We start from the raw sequence: 26,027 nt of genomic DNA, 5'->3' as shown, positions 1-26,027 counted from the left end.
AAAAGTTCTAATTCTCTGGTACCTCGTTTTCGCTTAATATAAAAAGCAGTTCTTGTTTAAGGTTAGAAAATTCTTCTACGATTTTATCTAACCCTTTCTCAATATTTTGAACATGGATTTCGGAAATTGTTCCATGATTATATGCGATTAATCTCTCTGCAACGATATGATAAGACCAACTCTCACTGAACCTGCGATTCTTTTCTTCGTTATGAATAGCAAGACCTATTGGCAGTAAGTTATTTCTCATACCAATTCCGACCGCATTTGGTGAAATACCCAGATAGTCACCAGCAATTTTTAACGTAACTTTTTTGCAATTTCTTATTTCTTCATCTGTATATTTTCCCATAATAACCGCCTCCTTTACTCGTTACCCGTCTTTATTTCATTGCCATCAGGCAATATAAAAGCCTGCACAAACTTGACACCTAGCACATCAGCAATGGCCTTCAACTCATCCAAGGTTACTGTTTCTCGTTGTAATTTTTTATTGAAATTCTGTGGAGTCTGGCCAATACGTCTAGCAAGTTCGGAAACACTTATATTCATTTGCTCACACAGTTCTTTAATCATTTCTGCCGTAGTCATACAGCACCTCCAAGTTTACGCTAAGAATATTATAAACCATTTGGTTGATAAACACAATAGTTATTAAAATATTATTATAATCAGCAAGCAAAAGAAAACCCACAACTCTACTGTAGAGTCATGGGCTATTTACTTCTGGTTTTCATATTTCCATTTCGATGCCAGATTTGAAGGCTATGACGAAGTGGTCTTCATAGACTGTAACGCTCTGGATTATCTTCCTTACAAGCTTATCATCATATTCTAAGGTGCGGAATTTGTTCTTGCGGATAAATTCAATCAGCTCATTGATTCGCTCGTTCTCGCCACTGAGGGAGGCATCTTCTACTAAAAGGATCTGTCGCTTGTCTCTCAGCTCATCAATCTCATCTGCTAGGTGTTCATAGTCTTGACCCTTGTTCGCCAGCTTGATAAGTTCTTTTTGCTTTTCCTCCAGTAAGTTGTTAATCTCTGAAATTTGATACTCTGTGGTTTCACCAATCACAGCATGAATGTTCTCTTCCAGGGTCTTTATCATGTTGTTGCCACCTGCAAGTAGCTTATTAATTGCGGTCATTACAGCACCATAGAGTTCATCTTCTTTTACGGTTCGGTTCTTACAAACTTCAGGACCTTGCTCGATTCTAGTCACGCATCGCCAGACAAATTCTTTTCTACCATGAATATTCCAATAGGTTCTCCTATAAATATCGCCACAATCTCCACAGAAGGTAATGGCACTTAAAGCGTACTTGCTACTATAAATTCGTTTGTTCTTGCCTTCTCCTGTGTAGATATTGCTTCTTCGATGAATCTCTTCCTGCACCTGCAAAAATAACTCTTTAGGAATAATCGCCTCATGGCTATTTTCAACATAATACTGGGGAAGATGACCTTCATTCTTAACTCGTTTCTTGGTTAGAAAATCTACAGTAACAGTCTTCTGTAAAAGGGCATCTCCGATGTATTTTTCGTTTTGGAGGATTTTTTTAACTGATTCCGGTCGCCATCTTGGTTTTCCTGCTGCTGTTAAAATACCATCCTTTTCAAGACCTCGACCAATGCCTACCAGACTCTGACCTTCAAGGTATTCTCGGTAGATGCGTTTGATAATCTCAGCTTCTTCGGGGACAATAATTAAATTTCCATCTTCATCTTTGGTGTAGCCCATAAACCGTTTATGGTTGACCTGCACCTTTCCTTGTTGATATCGGTACTGTAGCCCAAGCTTAACGTTTTGTGAAAGGCTCTGGCTTTCCTGTTGTGCCAAAGATGCCATAATCGTCAGCAAAACCTCGCCCTTGGCATCCATGGTGTTGATATTCTCTTTTTCAAAATAGACGGATATGTTTTTATCCTTGAGCTGTCTAATGTATTGAAGGCAGTCTAGGGTGTTACGTGCAAATCGGCTGATGGATTTAGTAATAACCATGTCGATGTTACCATCCATACACTCTGCAATCATACGATTAAATTCGTCACGCTTTTTGGTGTTCGTCCCGGAGATACCATCATCTGCAAAGATGCCGGCAAACTCCCATTCAGTATTCTTCTTTATAAACTCTGTATAGTGTGCGACCTGAACCTCATAACTAGAGTTTTGTTCTTCTGTTTCTGTAGAAACACGGCAATAGGCAGCAACACGAAGTTTCTTTATCTTTTCTTTTGCGGCTGTACTTCCTACTCTTTTACGAGCAGGAATAACCATTATATTTTTCTCTGTCACTTTATTCCTCGCTTTCTATCAGACTATATAAGTATTCTGCTCGTTCAAAAGGATCAACTGGCATCTTATTATCTGCCTTTCTCATTTTAAATCGCTCTTTGGGAGGGGGAGAGGTGAAAGCGGCAAGCTCTACCACTCGTCCTAAATCCTTTGCACGCTTATCTCTAACTTCTTCAGCTTTATCAAATATCTCTTTATCAATAATTGCTGGATACGTATCATTTCCGAGGTAGTTGACGTTTTTCAAAATGCGACCCATCACAGAGTGTGTCTTATCAATACCTGCCTGTTCGCCAGCCACTGTAAGGGATAGTCCTGATATGTATTTCTCAAAGAATACCTTTACTTGACCTGCTGCCATTTCATCGACAATAACCACTCCGTCTTGAATTCTGTATCCATAGGGAACATATGCCATTTATCTCACCACCTTTTCTTTCAGTGAAAGACCACATTTCAAATTGAATGTCAGCTCATCCCTGGAATTTACAATGATGTTCTCTACAAATTCTTCAAATAATTCTTCCGTGTAGTCACCATTAAAATTATCTGCTGACACGTAATCAATGAGGTCCTTTATATCGTTTGCTCGCAAAACCCCACTTGTAGAGTTCGTTACCAGGTTTGTTTTTTCAGTTGTAAGATTTTTTATCTCACTATCCAAGACATTACGTTCCTGATTAAAAAGAGCAGGCTCCAGGAAACCTTTGGCCATCAGTGTAATAAGTGTATTGCGTTCTTCCATTAATTGTTCCATTCGCTTATCAATAGCATCCATTCTTTCACGGTCGCTTTCTTCATCGATTTGGCTAATTGATTTGAAAAGTGGCTCTAGGATTAGCTTGTTACTGAAAGCAAGCTTGTTCATCATGGTGGTCAATGTGGCTTTTATTTCTCCATCTCGCAAGAACAACATGGAGCAACTCTCTTTGTCTTCGATATGACCGATGCAACTCCAAGCAATGTAACTCCTACCAGCTGAGTAGTTTGTCTTTCTCCTAAAATTGCGACCACACTCTCCACAGACAATCTTGCCACTTAAAGCATATCGATTAAGATAAACGTTCTTTTTCATGCCCTTACTCTTTATCTTGGCTCTTTCATCGATGAGATCTTGTGCCTTAGCAAAATCTTCTCTACTTACAATAGGTTCATGATTGTCCTTGTAATAATACTGGTCTTTTTCACCTGTATTCGGATGGCGGTTATAGTAACTATCGGTGTAGGTCTTTTGTAACAAAACATCTCCCATGTATTTTTCGTTTCGGAGCATGTCAATGATCGTGCCTGAACTCCAGTGATTCCCTCGTTTAGCAGGAATCTTATCTTTGTTCAAACCTCTTGCTATGGTACTGCTACCTTTTCCAGATAGGAATTCAGAAAAAATACGTTTGATGATTTCAGCTTCATCTGAAACTATAAACATCTTGCCATCCGCCTTGGAATATCCATACGGTGCAGTACCAACATAACTGCCGTTTTGAAATCTCTTTTGAATGGACCATGTTGAGTTTTGTGAAATAGATGCAGACTCTTCTGCAGCAAATCCAGAAAGGATAGAAAGCATCAGCTCACTTTCCATATCACCCGTATTTAGATTCTCTTTTTCAAAATAAATATAAACACCGATATCAATCAGTTTTCTTACTAACTCTAGACAATCTACTGTATTACGAGCAAAGCGGCTGATTGATTTGGTGATAATAAAATCAATCCGACCTTGCTTACAATCTCGTATCATACGGAGCAGTTCAGTCCGTTTCTCCATCTTGGTGCCGGAGATCCCTTCATCATAATAAAGACCAGCAAACACCCATTCTGGATTAGACTTAATATATCGCTCATAGTGTTTACGCTGTGCCTTAAGGCTTTCAAGCTGTTCATCACTATCGGTTGATACCCTGGCATAAGCTGCAACTCTAAGTTTAGTGTTGGATGGTTGCATTTGGGGCAGTTCATCTATTTTTGTTATCTTTTTCATCATCTCACCTCACTTTCGCCCATTACATACATCACTCTAAAAGCTATTAATAGCAAGCTTTTCAGGACATAATCTCGGCTAAACGGGGAGAGAATTTCTGCCTGTTCAAGGCTGATATTTTGTGTAATTCATCCGCTGTGATTTTGCCTTCTTTATATAGGTTTGCGACAATGCTCTCTGCTATGTGAAAGTCATATTCCTTTTGTAATTCTTCCTCAGTCATCTGATCGGTCTTGCCCTTTAACGGACAGCCATCTTTTACTTCATAAATGTTCATAGAAAAACACCTCCTACCTAGTAGCCACGGCAGGAGGTGAAATCTGATGATTTCTTTAATCTTTTTGATAAAATTCACATTCATAGCCATCGGCATCAAGGAGCAGCCCTTTTGCCCAAGGTGGCACTTGACTCATCTGTTTACATACTTCAGTAACAGATATTTTAGAATTGGCTTCAATAATGACTTCATCATGGACATGAGCCACAATACGATAAGTACTAAGCATCTTCATTGAATACATCAAAATATCACGGGAGATGGCTTGAACAATATTCTCTACAAACTTAGGACCGTAACTTTCAAGACGCTCCCATTTCTTTGTTCCACCTACTCCTTCATAGGTCACGGACTCACCACCAAACTGATTCTCACCGATTCGAGGTTTTACATAGGCAAGCCGTCTACCTGAGGGAAGAACGATAAAAAGCATGCCACTAAAACAATGAAACTCGATGTTATGGGTTTCTTGTGACTTATTTTCCTTAACGCATTGTTTAGCCGTCCGATCTACATCCCACCAGAACTGTGTGATGTTGGGATTAGACATTCTCCAGGCATTCACAAGCGGTTTTAATTCTTCCTCTTCAAGCCCCATCTCTAATGCACCCATGGCTTTTAGCGCACCAACAGAACCACCATAACCCAGTGCCAATTCAGCAATTTTACCCTTCTGTCTCAAGTGGCCGTTCACACCATGCTTTTCAACGGGAACACCAAACATCTGTGAGGCAGATGCGCAGTAGATATCACCACCATTAGCAAATACATCCGTTCGCCATGTCTCACCTGCAAGCCATGAAAGCACACGAGCCTCAATGGCTGAAAAGTCAGCCACAATAAACTTATGACCTTCTTTTGGTACAAAGGCTGTACGAATTAGTTGTGAGAGTGTATCGGGTATATCTTCATAGAGCATTTCCAGTGTTTCAACATCACCATTTCTGACAATATTTCGCGCCTCTTTTAAATCTGGCATATGGTTCTGAGGGAGATTTTGCAATTGCACAAGCCTACCGGCAAAGCGACCGGTTCTGTTAGCTCCATAAAACTGAAACATTCCCCTGGCTCTTGAATCACTACAAACCGCATTTTCCATTGCTGTATATTTCTTTACCGAGGATTTTGCCAGTTGCTGACGAAGTGAAAGAACTTCATTTAGTTCACCATCTGTTTCCTCAAGTTTCTCAGCGACAGCTTTTTTACCGAGAGTCTCCATCTCTAGACCATTTTCACAAAGCCAGCTTTTCATCTGTTGTACTGAGTTTGGGTTATCCAGATTTGTTATCTGCTGCATGACGGTTAGTAGTTTTTCATGAGATATGTCATCCATGGCGATGGCCTGTTTAACAAAATCCATATCCACCTTTATGCCTCGATCGTTGATTTCTTGGTCGAGATGATACTCATCCCAGATGTCCTCTGGTACTGGAAACTTGATCAATCTTTGTTGTATCTGTATTTCTGCCTCCACATCACGCTTGTTATATGCTTTGAACTGCTGCCATTTATCGATTTCATCAGTGGGTAGGTTACGGGTTCTACCACCATTTATTTTTGTTGGAGTACATGGAAGACAAAAATATCGTATCAGGTCTTTACCCTCTGTCAGCTTTTGCTTTTCAAGTCCTAGCACTGCACCTACACCTTCTAAAGAAAGAGGAAGTCCCATATAGGCAGACCAAACCATGGAACATTTCCATGAGGAAGGATTTAGATAAGTCCCAGTAGGGTAGCCTAAATGACGTGAAAGGCAAACTCGCTCAAACTGAGCATTAAATGCCCACTTCGTAATGGTTTCATCGGTTAAGGCATCTAGGATTTCTTTTGGAATCTTTTCTCCATTCATCAAATCAACGACCTTAACTTCACCACCGTCAATCGCATAACCAAACAGCATCACCTCAAAATCATCTGCTTCTACGTAACGATAAACACCACTCTTTTGTAGATTGGTAGATGAATAAGTTTCAATATCAATTTCTAAGTTTTTCATAGCTACCACCTTTCCTAAATTAAAAAGGTGGCAGAGGGAAGTCCTCCACCACCGTCAAGTTTTATATTCCTTTTATGCAAGGAAGTCATCATCTGCAAGAGTCGTAAAATCATCTACTGCAGAAGACTTACCGCCTAGAGGTTCTCCGTCTTTAATTTTTTGAATGTTACCAAGACCGCAAGCAACACCTTTATTACCATTTGAGTTGAAAGCATAGAAGTGAAATGGCAACACTTTTTTTGACAAAATTTATAAGGTGTCATTTTTTGTCTCGTGTTATTATTCCGATTGCCCTTGACAATGAGCCTCCTCGGATATGATTCTCTACGGCAGAAGCTCACTCAAATGAATGAAGCCGCCTCACTCGGTGTATCATATCCGCGCTCATTATCAAGGGTTCGCTTCGCCAATCTCTGATAACGAAATCCAATTGGTGTCTCGTAACCAAGTGTCCCATGCAATCGTAAATGATTCCACCAATTGACGTAGTCAAATAATTCTAATTCTAACTGTTCCAAAGACTCAAACCGAAATTGATGAACAAATTCTACCTTCACTGACTTGTATGTAGATTCAGCTACTGCATTATCATAAGGACAACCTTTTTTGCTCAGAGAGCGAGTAATGCCAAAGGCTCCAATAATCTCTTCAATCGTTTGATTGTCAAATTCTTTTCCACGATCGGTGTGGAAGAGCTGCACTTCTGTCAATGGATAAGAAATACGAGTAAAAGCCCGCTTGACCAAGCTTGCATCTTTTCTTTTGCCACAAGAATACCCAATAATTTCTCGATTGAACAAATCAAGAATCAAACAAATATAATGCCATTTTTTCCCAACACGTACATAAGTTAAATCAGTGACAATAGCTTCCAGAGGCTCTTTATTTCTAAAATCTCGAGCTAAAATATTATCTGTTTTTGATTCATTACAGGAAGAGGAATGGTTTTTGAAATGAGCCAAAGTATAGCTCGATTTCAATCCCCGTTGTTTCATGATGCGACCGATTCTCCGACGACTCACTTGGATGTCGCGATTCGCTAAGATTTGTTTTAATTTTCTTGTGCCGTAAGCCTTGCGATTACGAACAAATTCTTCTGTGATAGCTTCTTCCAATTCAGCTTCATTTTTTACGAGTTTTGGCTGGTAATAATACGTTTGACGGGAAATTCCTAAGACTTTACACATCGCTGATATCGAGTATTTGTGCTTATTGGCATCAATTACTTGTCTTTTCGTCCGAATATCAGCGCTGCTTGCTTTAAAATATCATTTTCCATTTCTAGCTGTTGGTTTCGCTTGCGCAAAGCGATCATTTCTTTTTGTTCTGGGGTCAAGTTATCTTTCTCTTTGAAAGAACCAGAGGTTTCTGCTTGTTTAATCCATTTATCAAAAGAAGAAGCGGTTAATTCATACTCACGAATAATTTCTACCCGTGATTTTCCGGCTAGATATAGATCGACTACCTGTTGTTTAAATTCTTTTGAATAAGTTCTTCGTGGACGTCTTGACATAAAAATTCCTCCAGTGTGTTTTTTTCTATTCTACACACCTTATTTTTTTTGTCTAGTCTAGTGTAGCCGATTCAGATAGATAAGTGAAGAGTGGAGTTAAAAAAATATACTCTTAGACACTAGAGATTGATACTATATTTATTCTATACATCATGTCAACTCACCATTATTTTGCCAACCATTTTATCAACTCACCACCCCAATAAATCTTTCCATGGACAGACTTTCAAATTCACCAATCTTTGATAACTTCCCTAAAAGCAAAAAACCGTGATTATCCTTCCGGCTTAAAACCAGACCTCAAATCACGGAAAGCCTTTATTTACTTGTCTTATTACACTTTTATTTATCTACCCTTGACATCAATACTACCGTCTCAACGTGGGTAGTTTGAGGAAAGACATCAACTGGTTGTACTTTTTCAACTTTGTAATCACCAAGGTCAGCGAACAAACGCAAATCGCGAGCCAGTGTTGCTGGATTACAGGAAATGTAGATAATTCTTTCAGGATTCATTTTAACAGTTGCTTCGATGAAACTTTCAGCTAATCCTTTACGTGGTGGATCCACTACGACAACGTTAGCGTGAATGTTTTTTTCTTGCCATTTTGGCATCACAACTTCAGCAAGTCCGGCTTTGAATTTTACATTGTCCACATCATTGATTGCTGCATTCGTTTTTGCATCAACAATTGCATCATGGACAACTTCCACGCCATAAACGTGATCCACTTTATCAGCTAAGCTCAAAGCAATTGTCCCAATACCGCAATAAGCATCAATGACAACATCAGATTTCTTCAAATCAGCAAAATCGATGGCTGTTTGGTAAAGAATTTCCGCTTGTGGTGTATTGACTTGATAAAAAGAAGCCGCCGAAATATGATAAGTTTTTCCCAGCAACGTATCTTCGTAAAAACCATTGCCGATTAGTTGGTGATTGACTTTACCTAAAATAACATTGGTGTTTTCAGGATTGACATTTTGAATGACTGAGACAACTTCTGGCAATTCGCGAACAATCGTTTCCGCGATTTCTGCACTTTTGAAAAATTTATCTTTATTGGTGACTAAAACTACCATCATTTGTTTCGTGTTATCACTGCGACGAATGAGTAAGTGACGCAAAAAGCCCACTTGATTTTTTTCATCATAAGCTTTGACATTGTAACGTTCTAAAATTCCTAAAATAACTTGTGCAGCTTCATCAATTTTTGGATCTTGAATATAAAAATCTGTCATGGGTACTAAATCATGAGAATTTTTTTTGAAAAATCCTACTTCAAGTTTCCCTTCATTACGGCGAACAGGTAATGCTGCTTTATTCCGATAAGCGACTGGATTTTTTGCGCCGATTGTTTCTAATACAGGAACGTCAGGCATTTTAGCAATGGTTTTTAAAACGTGTTCTACTTGGTGTTGTTTGAATTCTAATTGTTTATCGTAAGCCAAATGTTGCAAGGGAGCAATCCCAGTTTGCAATAATTCTTTTTTAGCTGGCACGCGATCTGGGCTTTCTTTTTTAAGTTCTAAGACAATGGCGAAAGCAAATTTTTTCAAAACTTTAACGACTCGAATTTCTGCTATTTCACCTGGCAAAGCATTAGCGATAAAAATCGCAAAATTGTCGACCCGGGCTACACCCATTCCTTCGTTAGTTAAATCGATAATTTCTACTTCAAGTTCTTGATTCTTTGTGACGGGAATAATTTTTTCCATGTTTTCTCCTCTAAAAAATTTTTTTATGTACTACGAAACGAACTCAATGAAAAAGTTCGTTCCGCTTATTTCTAGTTTCGTTTATTTTAAATTTATTTTATTTACCATTAATCTTACCATCTTCGTCAATGTCTTCGTCGGTGAGTTCTTCCACTTCGTTAATAAAAGCGCGAGAACTTTCTTCATAAATAGGATCCATCAGCGCTTCGTCAGCAATATCGTGAACATTAGCGAAAAATTCAATGTGTTGGTGATGATTGGTAAATGTCATGGGCGCATCGCCACCATATTCCCCATCAAGATTAATCATCATTGGTTTTTCGCTTTCTTTATCAACGACTTTCAAAAAATTCGTCTTCGTATAAATGACCCGCGGATCATTGATATGGCGGCCACCGTTAAAGACCATCGCCACTAGGTGCAACATTTCAAATAAATTGGCGGTTTTGACAATAATTAACGAAAATTTTCCGTCATCTAATTTAGCATCGGGGGCAATTTGTTCTAAGCCGCCTACTGAATTGGTGAGCCCTAAGAAAAACATCGAAGCCGGTCCGTCGTAAATTCCCTCTTCATATTCCAAATGAACATCAATTGGTTTGACTCGCGGCAGCATCTCAGCGCCTTTTACTAAATAAGCTAAATAACCAAAAATTGATTTTAACTCACTTGGCACTTCATAAGTCAGCTCAGTGAGATAGCCACCAGCAGCAATATTAATAAAATATCGTTCGTTAGCTTGGCCGATATCCATTTTAATACTGTCTCCTTGCAAAATCACTTCAGCAGCTTGGCGGACATTATCCCGAGGAATTTTTAAAGCTCGAGCATAATCGTTAGTGGTTCCAGCAGGAATGATGGCCATCTTAGGACGAGTCGTCAATCCGGCAATTCCGTTGACTACTTCATTAATGGTGCCATCGCCACCTGCAGCCACAATCAAATCAAAACCGGCAAGAGCTGCTCGCCGCGCTTCATTTTTGGCAGAATATTTTTCGACGGTGGTGGCAAAAGCCGACGCCTCATAACCGGCAAGCTCTAAGACATCTAATATATCCGCTAAACTCTGTTTCATTATTTCTTTGCCGGAAACGGGATTATAAATCACACGCGCCTTCATGAAATCCACCTACCTTTTCGCTAGTTCGTCCATTAATAATTGATTGACTACGGAAGGATTGGCTTTCCCCCGCGTTTTTTTCATAATTTGGCCTACTAAAAATCCGGTAGCTCGTTCTTTTCCATTTTTAAAATCGGCTACTGATTGTTCATTGCTATCAAGAATTTCAGTAATAACTGGAATTAATTGGGCAGGATCAGATAATTGAACGAGACCTTTTTCTTCCACATAATTTTTCGGTGCCACGCCATCTTCCATCACGGCTTTAAACACTTGCTTGGCAATTTTTGAAGAAATAGTTCCGGAAGTAATGAGTTGGATTAATTCTGCCAAATGTTCTGGCGTCAATTTTGTTTCGGCTAATTCTTTTTTCTCCGCATTTAAATTGGCCGAAACATCCCCCATTAACCAGTTGGAAGCAAGTTTCGCATCCGCTCCATTAGCGACTGTTGCTTCAAAAAAGTCCGACATTTCTTTACTTAAAGTTAAAACCATAGCGTCATATTCTGGCAAACCTAATTCATTTATATAACGCAAGCGGCGCGCATTAGGCATTTCTGGTAAAGTTTTACGAATTTCGTCAATCCAAGCTTGACTGATTTCAAATGGAGGCAAATCAGGTTCCGGGAAATAACGATAATCGCTCGATCCTTCTTTGACCCGCATCAAAATTGTTTGACTCGTTGTTTCATCAAAACGCCGCGTTTCTTGTTGAATAATTCCGCCGGCAAGTAAAACTTTTGCTTGGCGAATTTCTTCAAAAGCTAACCCTTTTTTCACAAAAGATAAGGAGTTAAGATTTTTTAATTCTGTTTTTGTACCAAATTTTTCTTGACCATAAGGACGAATTGAAATATTGGCATCACACCGCATACTTCCTTCTTCCATTTTCACATCAGATACTTCGGTAAATTGAATAATCGAACGCAATGCTTCCAAATAAGCATAAGCTTCTTCTGGTGAACGCATGTCGGCCTCAGAAACAATCTCAATTAGTGGCGTGCCTTGGCGATTTAAATCGACATAAGAATACCCGTCGTTACCGTGAATATTTTTCCCAGCATCTTCTTCCAAATGAACTCGTTCGATGCGGATTTTTTTCTTGACGCCATTAACGTCAATTTCAATCCAACCATCGTGGCCGATTGGTTCATCAAATTGTGAAATTTGATAAGCTTTCGGATTGTCCGGGTAAAAATAATTTTTACGATCAAAATGCGTTTCTTTAGAAATTTCACAGTTTAACGCTAAGGCCGCTTTTATTCCAAAAGCTAGCGCCCCTTTGTTCATCACAGGCAATACGCCAGGATAACCCCAGTCGATCACGTTAGTGTTGGTATTAGGGTCAGAACCAAATTGTGCAGGCGATGGAGAAAAAATTTTGGAATTGGTTTTTAATTCAACATGGACTTCAAGCCCAATCACGGTTTCGAAATTTGTATGCATCTTAAAAACCTCCTAAAATCTTTGGTTGTTGTAAGTGATAATCCGTCACACCTTCAAAAGCTGCCGCAGCTTGATAAATCGTTGCTTCGTCAAAAGCTTTACCAATTAATTGTAACCCAACTGGCAATCCTTCAGAAAATCCAGCCGGAATTGAAATGCCAGGAAGACCAGCTAAGTTGACAGGAATGGTTAATAAATCCGCTTGATACATGGACACTGGATCTTTCACATGATCGCCAAAACCAAAGGCAACAGATGGTGTTGTTGGTCCCATAATTAAATCGTAATCGGCAAATACTTTAGCAAAATCTTGGCAAATCAAAGTCCGCACTTGGGCAGCTTTTTTAAAGTAAGCATCATAGTACCCTGCTGATAAGGAATACGTTCCTAACATAATCCGGCGTTTAACTTCCATCCCGAAACCTTCGCTACGAGATTTTACATAAACATCATCCAGATTTTCAATATCTTTTGCTCTAAAGCCGTAACGAATGCCATCGAATCTTTGTAAATTCGAGCTTGCTTCGGAACTGGCCATAATATAATAAACGGCCACGCCATATTTAGAATGGGGTAAAGAAACTTCTTCTACAGTAGCACCGAGTTTTTTAAATGTTTCAGCTGCTTTTAAAATCGTTTCTTTGATTTCTGGATCCACGCCGCTCTCTAAATATTCTTTTGGTAAAGCAATTTTCATTCCTTTAATTTCTTGACCAATTTTAGCAGAAAAATCAGGAACATCTTGTAAAGAACTTGTTGCATCACGAGAATCGTGACCAGTAATACTATTTAATACTAAGGCATTATCTTTTACGTTGCGAGTCATCGGTCCGATTTGATCAAGACTTGAGGCAAAAGCAATTAAGCCAAAACGCGACACGCGACCATAAGTTGGTTTTAAACCGACAATCCCGTTAAATGCCGCTGGTTGGCGAATGGATCCCCCAGTGTCACTACCAAGTGATGCCGGTACTTCAAATGAAGCGACAGCAGCCGCTGAGCCACCAGATGAACCGCCGGGAACTTTTGTTTGATTCCAAGCGTTGGCCGTTTTTTGGAAATAAGAAGTTTCCGTTGATCCGCCCATGGCAAATTCATCCATATTTGTTTTACCAACAGTGATGATTTTCTGAGCTTGTAATTTTTCCATGACGGTTGCGTCATAAATCGGTTGGAAATTTTCCAGCATTTTGCTAGCGGCTGTGGTCCGCAAGTTTTTAGTCACAATATTATCTTTAATCCCCATGGGAATGCCGGCTAAAATATTATTTTCGTCGATACCTGCTTGGTCGATTTTTTCAGCTGTTGCCAGGGCATTTTCTTCGTTTAAAGTTAAAAAGGCTTTAATCGAAGGTTCCGTTTGTTTAATTTGGTTAAAAGTAGCTTTCGTTAATTCACTAGCCGAAATTTCTTTTTTAACTAATAGTTGGTGAAGTTCTTCAATACTTTTTTTCATCAGTTCCATTACGCATTCACCTCGCCGGTTTCCATAATTGCTGGCACTCGAATATAGCCATCTTTTTCATCGGGGGCATTTTTCATTAATTCGTCCCGATCAGTTCCAGCAACAGCGACATCTTCTCGCGTCACATTTAAGCGGTCGGTCACACTGGTGGTTAAAGGAACGCCTGTTGTGTCTACTGCTTCTAATAATTCAACCATTTCAATAATTTTATCCATTTGTGCGGTAAATACAGGCAGTTCTTCTTGGGTAAAACTCAATTTTGCTAGTTGGGCCACGTGTTGGGTTTCTAAATCAGTAATTGCCAAAATAATTCCTTCTTTCTCGTCAATTTCGCCTTTAGTGTATCATAATTTACAACTTAATTAAAAATATGGGCCAGTGATTGATCGCTGCCAACATTTTTTACGATATAACTTTGCGGTCCCTTAACTGAATTCACCGTGATTTCCCAAGGGATTGAAGCATCAAAAATATCTTCTGCCGTTTTTCCGACAAATTGAGTGAAGCTGGTGATTTCCGGTTTGGTATAATATCCCGATTGCACTTCAATGCTTAATTTCAGCAACTGGCCGTCCGTATAATACGCTAAACCTGTTACGCCGGTTAAATTTGGGAAAAAGCCAATTGTTTGAGATTTAAAATTGGCAAATTGGGTAGCTAGTCCATCTTGCGTTGCTTCATTTTCACTTTGGGTGGTAGGAAGTAAAATATGATTTTCCGAAACGGTATTCCATGATTCAATCGTCGCACTTTTTTCTGATAAAGCACCTAAAATAAAATTCCCACCGGCCACTTCTGTTTTTTGCGCTTGTTTAAATAAAGCCACATAAACAGGAATTTCTTTTAGCTCAGCATCTTGGCGCATCCGCGTTAAAATCGAATTGGCAGCTTGGCGCCCTTGATTTAAAAGTTCATCATCGGATAATTCTACATTAGGATCGACTGAGTAATCGACTTGATTTAAGGCAATCCCAATCACAATTCCTGCTAATTGTTCGGAGTCCACCGAAACAAAATCATACTCAAGAATTTTTTGAATTCCTTGGGCGCGCGTGGCGTCTTCAGGATTTAGTCCATCTGGATTATCGGCGCTTTTTCGTTGCAACCATGATTTTAAAGTTGTGCCGGATAATTTTTGGCCTTCTTGAAAATAATATTCATTGACGGAAAAATTTTCTTTCGCTAGACGCAATAAGCCCGTTTCAAAATTACTTTGATTATAGTTGGAATTCAAACTGGACGTTTCAATATCATTGGCCACACCGGTTTGATATTTACCATCAACCAGCAGCGCTTGGTAAACCCCGTCATCAACACGCCCGGTAGTAATCGTCGCATTATCATTAGCAGTTTGAGTATCGATATTGTTATTGGCATTTTCTAATTGGCCACAGGCGGATAATAAAAAAATCCCCGTCAAACTTAAGCTTATTAACATTTTTTTATGCATGATCGTCCTCCTGTAATTGTTGCTTGAAATCATCTTCGGTTAAAACGGGAATATCAAGTTGTTGAGCTTTCACTAATTTCGATCCGGCATCACTACCGGCAATCACGAAATCTGTTTTGGCCGAAACCGATCCGGTGACTTTGGCTCCGCGACTTTCCAATAATTGTTTTAAATCTTCTCTTGTAAATTGTTCTAGCTTGCCCGTTAAGACGATGGTTTTTCCAGAAAAAATGGAATCGCTACTTGCTGCAGCACCTAAATAATTTAAATTAACACCTAATTCTTTTAACTCACTGATTAAAATAGCAACTTCTGGTTTGGCAAAATAAGCGGTCAAACTATCCGCAATGGTTGTCCCGATTGTTTCTAGTTGTTGAATTTCTAAAACATCGGCTTCGGCAATTTTTTCTAATGAGCCGAAATGGGCGGCCAAAATTTTAGCAGCTTTGGCTCCTACATGACGAATCCCTAAACCAAACAAAAGATGTTCCAAGGAATTATTTTTGCTTTGTTGGATCGCCGTATAAAAATTATTCGCTGATTTTTCTTTTACTTTATCTAATTGATAAAAATCTTCCACTTTCAGTCGATAAAGATCCGCCACATCTTTTACTAATTTTTTTTCAAATAGTTGTTGGATAATTTTTGGACCTAAGCCATCGATATTCATGGCGTTCCGGCTAACAAAATGATTCAATCCTTCTGCTAATTGTGCCGGACACATGGGATTAATGCAACGTAGCGCCACTTCTTCATCCAAATGAACCAATTGACTTTGGCATACTGGACAATTTGTTGGCAAAAGATAAGGCTCTTGTGTGGTGCGTTTTTCCGTGAATACTTTGGCCACTTCCGGAATAATATCGCCGGCTTTAAAAATCAAGACATGATCTCCTAGGCGAATATCTTTTTGCTGGATAAAATCCCCATTGTGCAGTGACGCCCGAGATACGGTAGTTCCGGCAACTTTCACTGGTGTCATAACGGCAGTTGGCGTTAAAACACCTGTCCGTCCCACTGTCCATTCAATATCTAAAATTTCCGTTTCTACTTCTTCTGGCGGAAATTTATAAGCGGTAGAAAACCGGGGCACTTTGACGGTATAGCCCAGTTGTTCTTGTTGAGCAAATGAATTTACTTTAATAACGATGCCGTCAATTTCATAAGGCAAGGTCGTCCGTTTTTCATGAAATTCTTCAACGTATTCCCAAATTTCTTCTACGTTATGAACTAATCGAAACTCAGGATTGACCCGCAAGCCATATGTTTGTAATTCTTTTAACGCAGCACTTTGACTCTCCGCTTTTAATGGACCAAAATCGGCTACTGTATATAAAAAAGTACTTAAATTTCTTTTTGAAGTAATTTTGGTATCTAATTGCCGTAAAGAGCCGGCGGCGGCATTTCTCGGATTGGCAAAAACAGCCAGCCCTTCCTCTTCGCGTGTTTGATTCAAAGCAACGAAAGAAGCTTTAGGCATATAACATTCGCCACGGACTTCAAAACTTGCTGGTTGCTGCAAAATATAAGGAATTGACTTCACCGTTTTTAAATTATCGGTAATATTTTCGCCAATTGTCCCGTTACCGCGCGTTGCTCCGCGAACAAAATGTCCATTTTCATATCGTAAAGAAATGGCGAGTCCATCAATTTTTAATTCGCAACAATAATCTACTTGCGAAACATTTAATAATTTTTTTACCCGCGCATCAAAAGCAATAATTTCTTCTTTGGAAAAAACATCGCTTAGACTCATCATGGGAATTTCATGAGTGACTTTTTCAAAATTACTTAAAATCTTCCCACCGACTCGTTGGGTAGGAGAATCGGAAGTCACCAGTTCAGGAAATTGTTCTTCTAAAGCAACTAGCTGCTGATAAATTCGGTCGTATTCAAAATCTTCAACAGTTGGCTGATCCAAAACATAATATTCATGCGCCCATTTATTTAATTGTTCTTTTAAGGCGGCCACTTGCTTTTTTGCAGATTGGATTGACATCATTGACCTCCTGATCTTTACATTTTTTCAATGGGAGCAAAAGCTGCTAATAAACGTTTGATTCCTTGCTCTTTAAAAGCGACTTTTAATTCGGCATCATTTTTTACGCCGGTAACTTCAACGACGGTTCCCACGCCCCATTTCTTATGTTTCACTTTATCGCCAATTACAAAACCTGTCGGATCGACATTTTCTTGCATTTGGCGGGTGGAAACGACGGAAACTTTCGGTTGTTGATACAAATTTTGTGGCGCAGACGCTTTACGTTGTGCTCTAAAAACTGGTGCTTTTTTCTCACCGGCTTCCTCGATTAAACCAGCATCAATTTCACTTAAGAAACGACTCGGCCGATTATATTGCGTCCGTCCGTACAAAGTTCTAGCTTGCGCATTGGTTAAGTAAAGAATTTTTTCAGCTCGGGTAATGCCCACGTAAGCCAGACGGCGTTCTTCTTCCAGCTCATTTTCTTCCATTAAGGCGCGTGATAAAGGGAAAACTCCTTCTTCTAAGCCCATCAAAAAGACGACTGGAAATTCCAAACCTTTGGCCGCATGCAAAGTCATCAAGGTCACTTGGCTAGTTTCTTCAGGTAAATCATCAAGATCTGATAACAATGCTAAATTATTTAAGAAAATAACTAATTTATTGATATCGTCCTCTTCAGTAATATCGGCGCTACTAATGCTATTTATCACATCGGGATTTCCATTATCTTGATTTTCTTGGTTGTCCGTTAGCTCTTGATTAATTTCAAGATCGACTTGAATATTGCCAGCTGCCCAATTTTTATCAAATTCTTGCGTCACTGATAAAAATTCTTCCAAGTTTTCTAAACGGGATTCAGCTTCCAATGTTTTTTGATTTTTTAAATCCGTTTCGTAGCCGGTTTTAGCTAAAATTTCTTTGGTCAACTCAGTGACATTGAGAAATTCACTTTGTTGTACAAATTGTTCTAGCAAAATTGAAAAGTTTTCTAATTCCCGGCCGGCTTTACCACTAATGTTAGCCAGTGCCACATTTTCAGCGGCCTCTAGTAAAGAAAAATCGTGAATATCAGCAAAGTTTTGCAATTTTTCGATGGATCCAGCGCCAATACCGCGTTTTGGCACATTGACAATGCGCGCAAAACTCAAAGAATCTTTAGGATTAGCAATTACGGTTAAATACGCCAAAATATCACGAATTTCTTTTCGTTCGTAGAATTTGTGGCCGCCCACCATCTTGTAAGGAATATTTGATTTTAATAGCGTTTCTTCTAACACCCGCGACTGGGCATTGGTTCGGTATAAAACGGCAAAATCGCCATATTTAAATTGATTTTCTTGAAGTTGTTTTTGCATTTGTTGAACAATAAAATGAGTTTCATCTCGTTCGTCAGAACCTTGATAATGGATAATTTTTTCCCCATCAAGGTTTTCCGTCCACAAATTTTTCACTTTACGTTTTTGATTATGATCAATCACTTGATTGGCTGCTGCTAAAATATTTTTGGTAGAACGATAATTTTGCTCCAATAAAATAGTTTGAGCATTAGGATAATCTTTTTCAAAATCCAAAATATTTTGCATATCTGCCCCGCGCCAGCCGTAAATACTTTGATCAGCATCACCGACAACGCATAAATTTTTAAAACGCGCCGCCAACATATTGACTAGCGTATATTGGGCATGGTTAGTATCTTGATATTCATCCACATGAACATAGTGAAATTTATTTTGATAAAAACTTAAAACCTCGTCGTGATTTTCAAATAATTGGATGGTATTCATAATCAAATCATCAAAATCCATCGCCTCATTTTGACGTAGTCCTTTTTGGTAAGCAGCATAACATTTGGCAACCACTTCTTCAAAATAATTCCCAGCTAAATCGGCCATATCTTTTGGCGTTTGCAAACTATTTTTCGCCCTAGAAATTGCTGATAACATCCCGCGCGGATCGTATTGTTTGCTATCGAGATTTAAATTGCGCACCACTTGTTTCATCAGCGTCAACTGTTCGCCAGAATCGACAATCGTAAAATTGCGATTGTAGCCAATTTTATCGACATCCCGCCGCAAAATGCGCACACACATAGCATGGAATGTCGAAACCCAGACATCATCTTGACCAGTAATTAATAAATTGGCCACCCGCTCTTTCATTTCCTTAGCAGCTTTATTAGTAAAAGTGATTGCCAAAATATTCCAGGGATTCACTTCTTTTTCGATAATTAAATAAGCAATGCGATGGGTCAAGACCCGCGTCTTTCCACTACCTGCTCCGGCCATCAACAAAAGCGGGCCTTCCGTTGTTTCAACAGCTAATTGCTGCTGCGGATTCATATTTTTTAATAACATTTCAGTTGGGTTCATTTTTTCTCCTATAAAAAGCTGAAAATTTTTTGGACACACGCCAACATTTTCAGCCGAATTCAATAGTCTCAGTATAACAAAAAATGAGCCAAAATAGTTTAAGTTTCACCTAAATTATAAAAAAAAGGTGGCGATTAAAAAGCGTCTTGTGACGTAGGAAAATAGGAAAACGATGAATGAGTGCTTGCACTCAGAAGATATTTTATCTTTTTCCCTAGTCACAGCTTTTTTCGCCCCGTAAAATCAGGTGGTGACTAAAAAGCGTCTTGTGACGTAGGAAAATAGGAAAATGATGAATGAGTGCTTGCACTCAGAAGATATTTTATCTTTTTCCCTAGTCACAGCTTTTTTCGCCCCGTAAAATCAGGTGGAGACAAAAAGCGTCTTGTGACATAGAAAATTAGGAAAATTTTTGGAAATCCTGTTTTTTGGATTTTTTAAATTTTATCTATTCTCCTAGTCACAGCTTTTTTCACCCCGTAAAATCAAGTGGTGACAAACTCGTCTCAAAAAATTCAAAAAGACTGGAACCAAAAAGAAAAATCTTTTCAGTTCCAGTCTTTTCATATTTGAAATTTATTTTTTTCGCTACTGCTTAATTTTTTAAGGATTTTCTGCAGTTGGTTCTGAGGACGATGGTGTTTCTTCCACTGGAGTCTCGGGTGTGGTTGAACTTTCCGGCGGAGTTTCGCTCTCTGGTGTGCTACTTGACGGAGTCGTCTCCGATGGCGTGGTCTCTGGCGGCGTTGAACTTGATGGAGTTGTACTTGGCGGAGTCGTGCTTGATGGTGTTGTTTGACCACCGTCTCCTTGATTGCCTTCATCGCTCCAACTATTATTACTATTTACATCATCGTCGTCTTGCCAATCAGTGTCCGAGTCCTCCGTGTCGGTATTTTCAAGAGCAGCCTGCCGTTCTTCTTCGGTTGCCGAGCTTTCTTCCGTCGTCCCTTCGCCGTAAAATTGATTGTCGGCATAATGGCTTCGATTCAACTCGGTAGCTTCTGGTAAATCTAGTTGATTTTTCAATTGATTTTGAATGGTTAGCAATTTATCAGGATACAATTTTTGATAATAAATAGCATCCATCATCACGCCTTCGCCTTCCAATTGAAGAGGCTCAATATTGTTAGCCGCGCCCGTGTATCCTTGAACAATATTCAACATATCATTCCAAACGAGATCGGTTTTCGTATTTTTTTGCACGGCCGCTAAAATATCTTCGTAACGGGAAATGGAATTGAAGGACAATATTTTTTTGACAATCGCTTCAATCACTTCACGTTGCCGACGTTGCCGGCCGATATCCCCTTCAGGATCGCCCATACCAGTTGATGCGTTGTATTTACGGAATCTGGCATAAGACAATGCTTGGGTGCCGTCAAGATCTTGTTTGCCTGGATAAAGCTCCACGCCGTCCAATTCAAAATGATATTGATTGTCCACCGTAATGCCACCCACAGCATCTACTAAATCAGCAAATCCTTGCAAATTAATCGTTAAATAATGATTGATTGGAATATCTAGCAAAGCTTCCACTGAATCCATCGCCATCCCGACGCCACCAAAAGCGTAAGCATGATTTAATTTGTCATAAGTTCCGTGCCCAACAATTTGCGTGTAAATGTCCCGATCCAAACTAATAATCGTTGATTTTTTTTGCTCCGGATTAATCGTTACCACCATCATCGTATCCGAACGACCTTGGTCTTCGCGGCCTAAGCCACCGGTGTCCACACCTAATAATAAAATAGAAAATGGTTCCGTCGCTTCAAAATTAACCGGCTTGTCATTATTATCCACCGGTTTTTCTCGATCGACAGATTCATAAATTTCATCGACTGTTTGATTGGCTTTTTTCACCGCACTCACGGCATAGGCACAGCCCACTCCAGCCAGTAAAGTGACCAAAGCGACAATGCTTAAAATAATTTTTTTAGTTTTTGACATATGCTTCATAAAAATCTCCTTTAATTCTCAGCAAATTTTCTTCTTGCTGATTTTCTCACAATTTTTTTAAATGCGCAAATTCTGCTGTCGTTTTCCAAACAAAATCTGTTGATGTCAGAAAACCTCACATGAATTGTTTGACCTAATCTTCAAATGTCTGCTATAATTTTCTTACCAATACCGTTTTTTTTCATTTTTAAGCAATCTTTTCAAAAAAAAGTTGCTATTTTAAATTTTGATTTGTTAAAATTAAAAGAAGTACCCCTAGAAAGGATGATTTGATGATTGAATTAAACAAAGTAAATAAATATTATGGCGACCATCATGTGCTCAAAGACATTGACCTTTCCATAGCTGACGGGGAAAAAGTGGTGATTATTGGGCCAAGTGGTTCCGGTAAATCCACATTGATTCGTTGTATGAACAAATTAGAAACAGTCTCCGATGGTAGTATTTTAATTGACGGTGTTGATATTACTGAAAAAAAAGCGCCGATTAATAAAATTCGCGCCAATATTCAAATGGTTTTCCAAAATTTTAATTTGTACGCGCATAAAACTGTTTTAGAAAATTTAACGTTAGCGCCGATTAAAGTAAAAGGCGTCAAAAAAGCCGAAGCTGAAAAAACCGGGCGCGAATATTTAGACCGCATCGGACTTTTAGATAAAGCAGATGCTTATCCAAGCCAATTATCTGGCGGTCAACAACAACGCGTTGCCATCGCTCGCGCACTGAATATGCATCCAGAAGTTATTTTATTTGATGAACCGACTTCTGCGCTAGATCCAGAAATGATTCAAGAAGTACTTGATGTAATGATTGATCTATCCGAGATGAACATCACCATGGTCGTTGTTACCCACGAAATGGGTTTTGCGCGGGAAGTAGCGGACAAAATTGTTTTTATGGCTGATGGAAAAATCGAAGCTGTTGCCCCACCGGAGAAATTTTTCACCGAAGATCAAGGGGAACGAGTGTCTAGCTTCTTAAGTAAAATTTTGCATAAATAGAAAGGAGCACCTGATGAAAAAAATATTCTGGCCGCTGCTCCTAGGACTGCTTTTATTTACCTTTGCTGGCTGTTCAAGCGAAACGTCAACCACTTCTGTCATTACTCCAGATAGTATTCGTGAACGGGGCGTTTTAAGAGTTGGCGTGAAACTCGATGTTCCAAATTTTGGCTTTGAAGATCCTGATACAGGTCAAATGGAAGGAATGGAAGTCGATCTTGGTCGCAAACTGGCTGAAAAAATTACCGGCTCTGAAAAAAATGTTGAATTTGTTGGTGTGACGGCTAAAACTCGTGGACCTTTGTTAGATAATGGTGAAGTGGATCTTGTAATTGCGACTTTTACTATTACTGAAGACCGGAGAAAAAGTTTTCATTTTACGCCGCCATATTATACCGATGAAGTCGGTTTTCTCGTCCGCAAAGAAGATGGTTTTACTGATTTAGCTTCTTTAGATAAGCAAGTCATTGGCGTCGCCCAATCTGCCACCACTAAACAATCCATTGAAGCCCAAGGAGAACCTGATAATTTAACTTTTGAATTTCTAGAATTTGGTCCTTACCCGATGCTTAAGCTGGCTTTAACTTCCAAACGAATCGCCGCTTTTTCGGGCGATAAATCAATTTTAACTGGTTATGTCGATGATGAAACAGAAATTTTAGACATTGGTTTTGCACCGCAGCAATATGGTGTCACTTCTTCTTTAGGAAATACAGAACTGGCCGAAGTTTTAGACAATGCCGTCAATGAATTTATTCAAGATGGTACGATGGAAGAATTACTTTCCAAATGGAATATTCAAAATGTGACGGAGGAGGATGACTAATGTTACCAACAATTGTTGCTTTAAGTAATCCTTTTTCCGGCGATGGCCCCATGGCTGGTTACAAATGGGAAGCATTATGGCAAGACCAAGGCGTTTTTTGGGGCGCTTTTTTATACACCGTTAAAATTTCTGTCGGCGCCTTAATTTTAGCAGTGGCCCTGGGCATTATTTTCGGCGTCATGGCTTCTTCCAGAAATAAATTTTTAACTGGTCTTGCACGAGTCTATGTAGAATTTTTCCAAAATACCCCCCTCTTAATTCAAATCTTTTTTGTTTATTTTGGCTTGCCACTTTTCGGCATTGTCTTAGAAGTTTCCACAATTGGTATTTTGTGTGTCGGCATTTATCACGGCGCCTACGTGGCTGAAGTAATTCGTACCGGGATCGTTGCTGTGCCAAAAGGACAAAGTGAAGCCGCGTTATCTCAAGGGCTCTCTTATTTAAAAACAATGCGGGAAATTATTTTGCCGCAAGCTTGGCGCTACTTTTTACCTCCATTTACCAACCAAGTGGTGTCATTAATTAAAAATACTTCGCTGGTGGCCTTAGTGGCTGGTCCAGATATTATGTTTATGGCTAATTCTTGGTCAGGATATAATTTGTATTACGGACCTGCATTTATTTTCGCCGGTTTACTCTATTTTATTTTATGCTTCCCATTGGCGCGCTTGGCCAGTCGCTTCGAAGCTAAAAATAAAAATGCCTACTAGGAAGGATGAATGTGATGACTTTTAGCGAGAACATGCAAGCTTTATTCACCAGAAATAATCTCTCCTTCCTCTTTGAAGGATTACAAACGACTTTGCTAATTTCAGTTGCGGCCATCTTTCTTAGTATTATTTTTGGAACGATTTTAGGCGTTTTGAAAAATAACGGACCTCGCCCACTGAAATTTCTAGCGACAACTTATATTGAAATTGTCCGCAACATTCCCAATCTGTTATGGATTTATGTCGTCTTCATTTTATTTAAATTAAACTCCTATCCCGCGGGTATTGTCAGTTTTACTATTTTCACCTCAGCGGCTGTTGGAGAAATTTTGCGCGGTGGTTTAAATGCTGTCGCCGTTGGACAAACGGAAGCAGCACGCTCTCAAGGGATGACCGAACTTCAATCGTTATTTTACATCGTCTTACCGCAAGCGTTTCGGGCGATGTTGCCAGCGATTATTTCACAATTTACAACCGTCATTAAAGATACTTCATTATTATATTCAGTTATTGCCATTCAAGATTTCACCGGCAAAGCACAAATTCTGATGGGCCGCTATTATGCATTGCAACAAGTATTTATTTTGTACGCCTTACTAGCTGTCGTTTATTTCTTAATCAACTTTGCCCTGTCTCTTTTTTCCAAATGGCTTTCACGAAATTGGATCTACCAACGATAAAAAAAGCATCCAGCTGGATGCTTTTTTTATCATGTTTTGGACGGTGTGTTTTGAACAATGGCTTGGAAAATAGATGAAATGCCTACTACCTGCTTTGCAGTCATTCACCATTTCCCTAATTTTCTGCGCCATTAACCGTTCAAAACACATCCTTTGTTTGACAAAGTTTTTTTTTGGTGCGATAATTTAGGGTGGATTCGCTTACAGTACGTTGCACCTTGGGAGGATAAAATGACTTTTCAATTACAAAAAAACAGTAACACCATTAATTTAACAATCGTCGAAAACATCACCACCACTAAAGAAGAGCTGTGGGATCTTATTTCGACCACCGCCGGCTATAAAAAATGGTTTCCGGAAATCCAAGCTAACAATTTGCCGGATAGTCAGCAATTATTTTTTTCCGCTAATGGAATTAAAGAAGAGATGAGTTTGCTTTTATACGATGCGCCGTACGCCATCAAGTATTCTTGGGCCGAAGCAACGGTCGCTTTTAAAATTGCCCCGGTTGAAAAAAAACTCGTCCAACTCACCTTTCAAGAAATTATTCCGACGACTTTTCCAGATTTAGTAAAAGATCTGGCTGGTTGGACGTTACAAATTCAGCATTTAAAGCAAAATTGTCTCAAAGAAGATTACACTTTTGATCAAGAAAAATTTGATACTATTGCTAAAAGTTACCAAGAAATTTTAAGCAACTAAAAAATCGTCCGTTGAACTGACTTTCCAAAATTTACTTTTGGAATCCAGTTCACAGACGATTATTTTTTTTAAAATTTACCAGCAATGGTTAAAATAATTTGCATCAACCAATAAGTTAAACCGGCAGCAATCACGGGACCAGCAGCGATTCCTTTTAAGAAAACAACGCCGATAATTGTCCCTAAAACTAGCGCCACCGTAACTTCTGGGCTTTCGGCAATCAAGTTGACCCCTTTGGCCGATAGTAAGGCCACCAGAATTCCACAAAAAATAGCGACCCAACCGATTGGTGATTTAAAAGCATTCCATAAATCGGTAAACGTAATGTCACCCGTGGCAATGGGAACCAAAATGGCGATGGAAATAATCGTCACGCCCCAATTAATTCCTTTAGCTTGCACCAGTTGGAAAATTTTTTCGTTTTGCGGAATAATTTTGATAATTAAAACGACACCAGCAGCAATTAACAAACTTTGATTTTTTCCTAAAAAAGCAATTAGGGCAATAACGCCAACAAACAACCAACTTTCCAA

At 39.2% G+C, this 26,027-nt stretch carries 23 protein-coding genes and 1 pseudogene; 5 read left to right on the top strand and 19 right to left on the bottom strand.

Translation table 11 applies throughout. The annotated features are described in order from the left end of the window. Window positions 1-7: 7 nt before the first annotated feature. The 18 genes and pseudogenes from BQ5341_RS06530 to BQ5341_RS06445 form a co-directional block, all read right to left on the bottom strand. Entirely contained in the window at window positions 8-352 is a 345-nt protein-coding gene (locus tag BQ5341_RS06530; protein WP_071131221.1) for a hypothetical protein, read from the bottom strand. 14 nt (window positions 353-366) lie between these two features. Then, window positions 367-591, bottom strand: a complete 225-nt coding sequence (locus BQ5341_RS06525; RefSeq protein ID WP_071131220.1) for a helix-turn-helix domain-containing protein — start codon at window positions 589-591, stop codon at window positions 367-369. A gap of 142 nt (window positions 592-733) precedes the next feature. Further along, window positions 734-2,278, bottom strand: a complete 1,545-nt coding sequence (locus tag BQ5341_RS06520; RefSeq protein WP_071131898.1) for a recombinase family protein — start codon at window positions 2,276-2,278, stop codon at window positions 734-736. Window positions 2,279-2,297: 19 nt separating this feature from the next. Continuing rightward, window positions 2,298-2,714 carry a serine integrase family protein gene (locus tag BQ5341_RS06515; protein WP_071131219.1) on the bottom strand — a complete coding sequence of 139 codons (417 nt, stop codon included), beginning with the start codon at window positions 2,712-2,714 and terminating at the stop codon, window positions 2,298-2,300. Beyond that, window positions 2,715-4,280: a recombinase family protein gene (locus BQ5341_RS06510; protein WP_235836378.1), complete on the bottom strand. Its 1,566-nt coding sequence runs from the start codon at window positions 4,278-4,280 to the stop codon at window positions 2,715-2,717. It lies immediately after the preceding gene. A 58-nt stretch (window positions 4,281-4,338) separates the two neighbouring features. Next, window positions 4,339-4,554 carry an SHOCT domain-containing protein gene (locus tag BQ5341_RS06505; RefSeq protein WP_071131217.1) on the bottom strand — a complete coding sequence of 72 codons (216 nt, stop codon included), beginning with the start codon at window positions 4,552-4,554 and terminating at the stop codon, window positions 4,339-4,341. A 55-nt stretch (window positions 4,555-4,609) separates the two neighbouring features. After that, the gene (locus BQ5341_RS06500; protein WP_071131216.1) at window positions 4,610-6,550 is read right to left on the bottom strand and encodes a DNA polymerase; all 1,941 of its coding nucleotides are present in this window, start codon (window positions 6,548-6,550) and stop codon (window positions 4,610-4,612) included. Between the two features lie 72 nt (window positions 6,551-6,622). Next, window positions 6,623-6,772: pseudogene (locus tag BQ5341_RS10315) on the bottom strand (ssDNA-binding protein); the annotation flags it as partial. Window positions 6,773-6,891: 119 nt separating this feature from the next. Then, a protein-coding gene (locus BQ5341_RS06495) for an IS3 family transposase (RefSeq protein ID WP_106396145.1) occupies window positions 6,892-8,063 on the bottom strand; the annotation gives its coding sequence in 2 pieces (ribosomal slippage) (window positions 6,892-7,787 and window positions 7,787-8,063; 1,173 coding nt in all). A gap of 342 nt (window positions 8,064-8,405) precedes the next feature. Continuing rightward, window positions 8,406-9,782 (bottom strand): 23S rRNA (uracil(1939)-C(5))-methyltransferase RlmD, encoded by a 1,377-nt coding sequence (gene rlmD / locus BQ5341_RS06485; RefSeq protein ID WP_071131215.1) that lies wholly within the window; start codon window positions 9,780-9,782, stop codon window positions 8,406-8,408. A 97-nt stretch (window positions 9,783-9,879) separates the two neighbouring features. Next, on the bottom strand, window positions 9,880-10,902 hold the full coding sequence (locus BQ5341_RS06480; RefSeq protein WP_071131214.1) for a diacylglycerol kinase: 1,023 nt from the start codon (window positions 10,900-10,902) through the stop codon (window positions 9,880-9,882). Between the two features lie 9 nt (window positions 10,903-10,911). After that, window positions 10,912-12,348, bottom strand: a complete 1,437-nt coding sequence (gatB, locus tag BQ5341_RS06475; protein WP_071131213.1) for an Asp-tRNA(Asn)/Glu-tRNA(Gln) amidotransferase subunit GatB — start codon at window positions 12,346-12,348, stop codon at window positions 10,912-10,914. A gap of 1 nt (window position 12,349) precedes the next feature. Continuing rightward, window positions 12,350-13,813, bottom strand: a complete 1,464-nt coding sequence (gatA, locus tag BQ5341_RS06470; RefSeq protein WP_071131212.1) for an Asp-tRNA(Asn)/Glu-tRNA(Gln) amidotransferase subunit GatA — start codon at window positions 13,811-13,813, stop codon at window positions 12,350-12,352. Beyond that, window positions 13,813-14,118 (bottom strand): Asp-tRNA(Asn)/Glu-tRNA(Gln) amidotransferase subunit GatC, encoded by a 306-nt coding sequence (gene gatC / locus BQ5341_RS06465; RefSeq protein WP_071131211.1) that lies wholly within the window; start codon window positions 14,116-14,118, stop codon window positions 13,813-13,815. The genes gatA and gatC overlap by 1 nt, the downstream gene beginning before the upstream one ends. A 53-nt stretch (window positions 14,119-14,171) precedes the next feature. Beyond that, on the bottom strand, window positions 14,172-15,263 hold the full coding sequence (locus BQ5341_RS06460) for a CamS family sex pheromone protein (protein ID WP_158661751.1): 1,092 nt from the start codon (window positions 15,261-15,263) through the stop codon (window positions 14,172-14,174). Beyond that, entirely contained in the window at window positions 15,256-17,277 is a 2,022-nt protein-coding gene (gene ligA, locus BQ5341_RS06455) for an NAD-dependent DNA ligase LigA (protein WP_407920138.1), read from the bottom strand. Before ligA ends, BQ5341_RS06460 begins: the two co-directional genes overlap by 8 nt. A 2-nt stretch (window positions 17,278-17,279) precedes the next feature. Then, window positions 17,280-19,616 carry a UvrD-helicase domain-containing protein gene (locus BQ5341_RS06450; RefSeq protein WP_071131209.1) on the bottom strand — a complete coding sequence of 779 codons (2,337 nt, stop codon included), beginning with the start codon at window positions 19,614-19,616 and terminating at the stop codon, window positions 17,280-17,282. Between the two features lie 603 nt (window positions 19,617-20,219). After that, window positions 20,220-21,575 carry an LCP family glycopolymer transferase gene (locus BQ5341_RS06445; protein WP_071131208.1) on the bottom strand — a complete coding sequence of 452 codons (1,356 nt, stop codon included), beginning with the start codon at window positions 21,573-21,575 and terminating at the stop codon, window positions 20,220-20,222. Between the two features lie 272 nt (window positions 21,576-21,847). Here BQ5341_RS06445 and BQ5341_RS06440 point away from each other — a divergent pair, with 272 nt between their 5' ends. The 5 genes from BQ5341_RS06440 to BQ5341_RS06420 all read left to right on the top strand — a co-directional run bounded on the left by BQ5341_RS06440 (window position 21,848) and on the right by BQ5341_RS06420 (window position 25,494). After that, window positions 21,848-22,576, top strand: coding sequence for an amino acid ABC transporter ATP-binding protein (locus BQ5341_RS06440; protein ID WP_071131207.1), 729 nt, complete (start codon window positions 21,848-21,850; stop codon window positions 22,574-22,576). A 13-nt stretch (window positions 22,577-22,589) separates the two neighbouring features. After that, the gene (locus BQ5341_RS06435; protein ID WP_071131206.1) at window positions 22,590-23,402 is read left to right on the top strand and encodes a transporter substrate-binding domain-containing protein; all 813 of its coding nucleotides are present in this window, start codon (window positions 22,590-22,592) and stop codon (window positions 23,400-23,402) included. Beyond that, a complete protein-coding gene (locus tag BQ5341_RS06430) occupies window positions 23,402-24,112 on the top strand; it encodes an amino acid ABC transporter permease (RefSeq protein ID WP_071131205.1) in 711 nt (236 codons plus the stop codon). Before BQ5341_RS06435 ends, BQ5341_RS06430 begins: the two co-directional genes overlap by 1 nt. Window positions 24,113-24,126: 14 nt before the next feature. Next, complete coding sequence (locus BQ5341_RS06425) at window positions 24,127-24,792, top strand: amino acid ABC transporter permease (protein WP_071131204.1); 666 nt, start codon at window positions 24,127-24,129, stop codon at window positions 24,790-24,792. Window positions 24,793-25,023: 231 nt separating this feature from the next. Continuing rightward, on the top strand, window positions 25,024-25,494 hold the full coding sequence (locus BQ5341_RS06420; RefSeq protein WP_071131203.1) for an SRPBCC family protein: 471 nt from the start codon (window positions 25,024-25,026) through the stop codon (window positions 25,492-25,494). A 68-nt stretch (window positions 25,495-25,562) separates the two neighbouring features. On the opposite strand, the gene BQ5341_RS06415 is transcribed toward BQ5341_RS06420, so the two are convergent. Further along, the gene (locus tag BQ5341_RS06415) at window positions 25,563-26,027 is read right to left on the bottom strand and encodes a DUF441 domain-containing protein (RefSeq protein ID WP_071131896.1); all 465 of its coding nucleotides are present in this window, start codon (window positions 26,025-26,027) and stop codon (window positions 25,563-25,565) included.

This window comes from Enterococcus timonensis, from assembly GCF_900104595.1.
GTDB classification, from domain to species: Bacteria; Bacillota; Bacilli; order Lactobacillales; family Enterococcaceae; genus Enterococcus_J; species Enterococcus_J timonensis.
The sequence above is the reverse complement of the archived record's forward strand: the minus strand, read 5'-3'. Positions and strand labels throughout refer to the sequence as shown.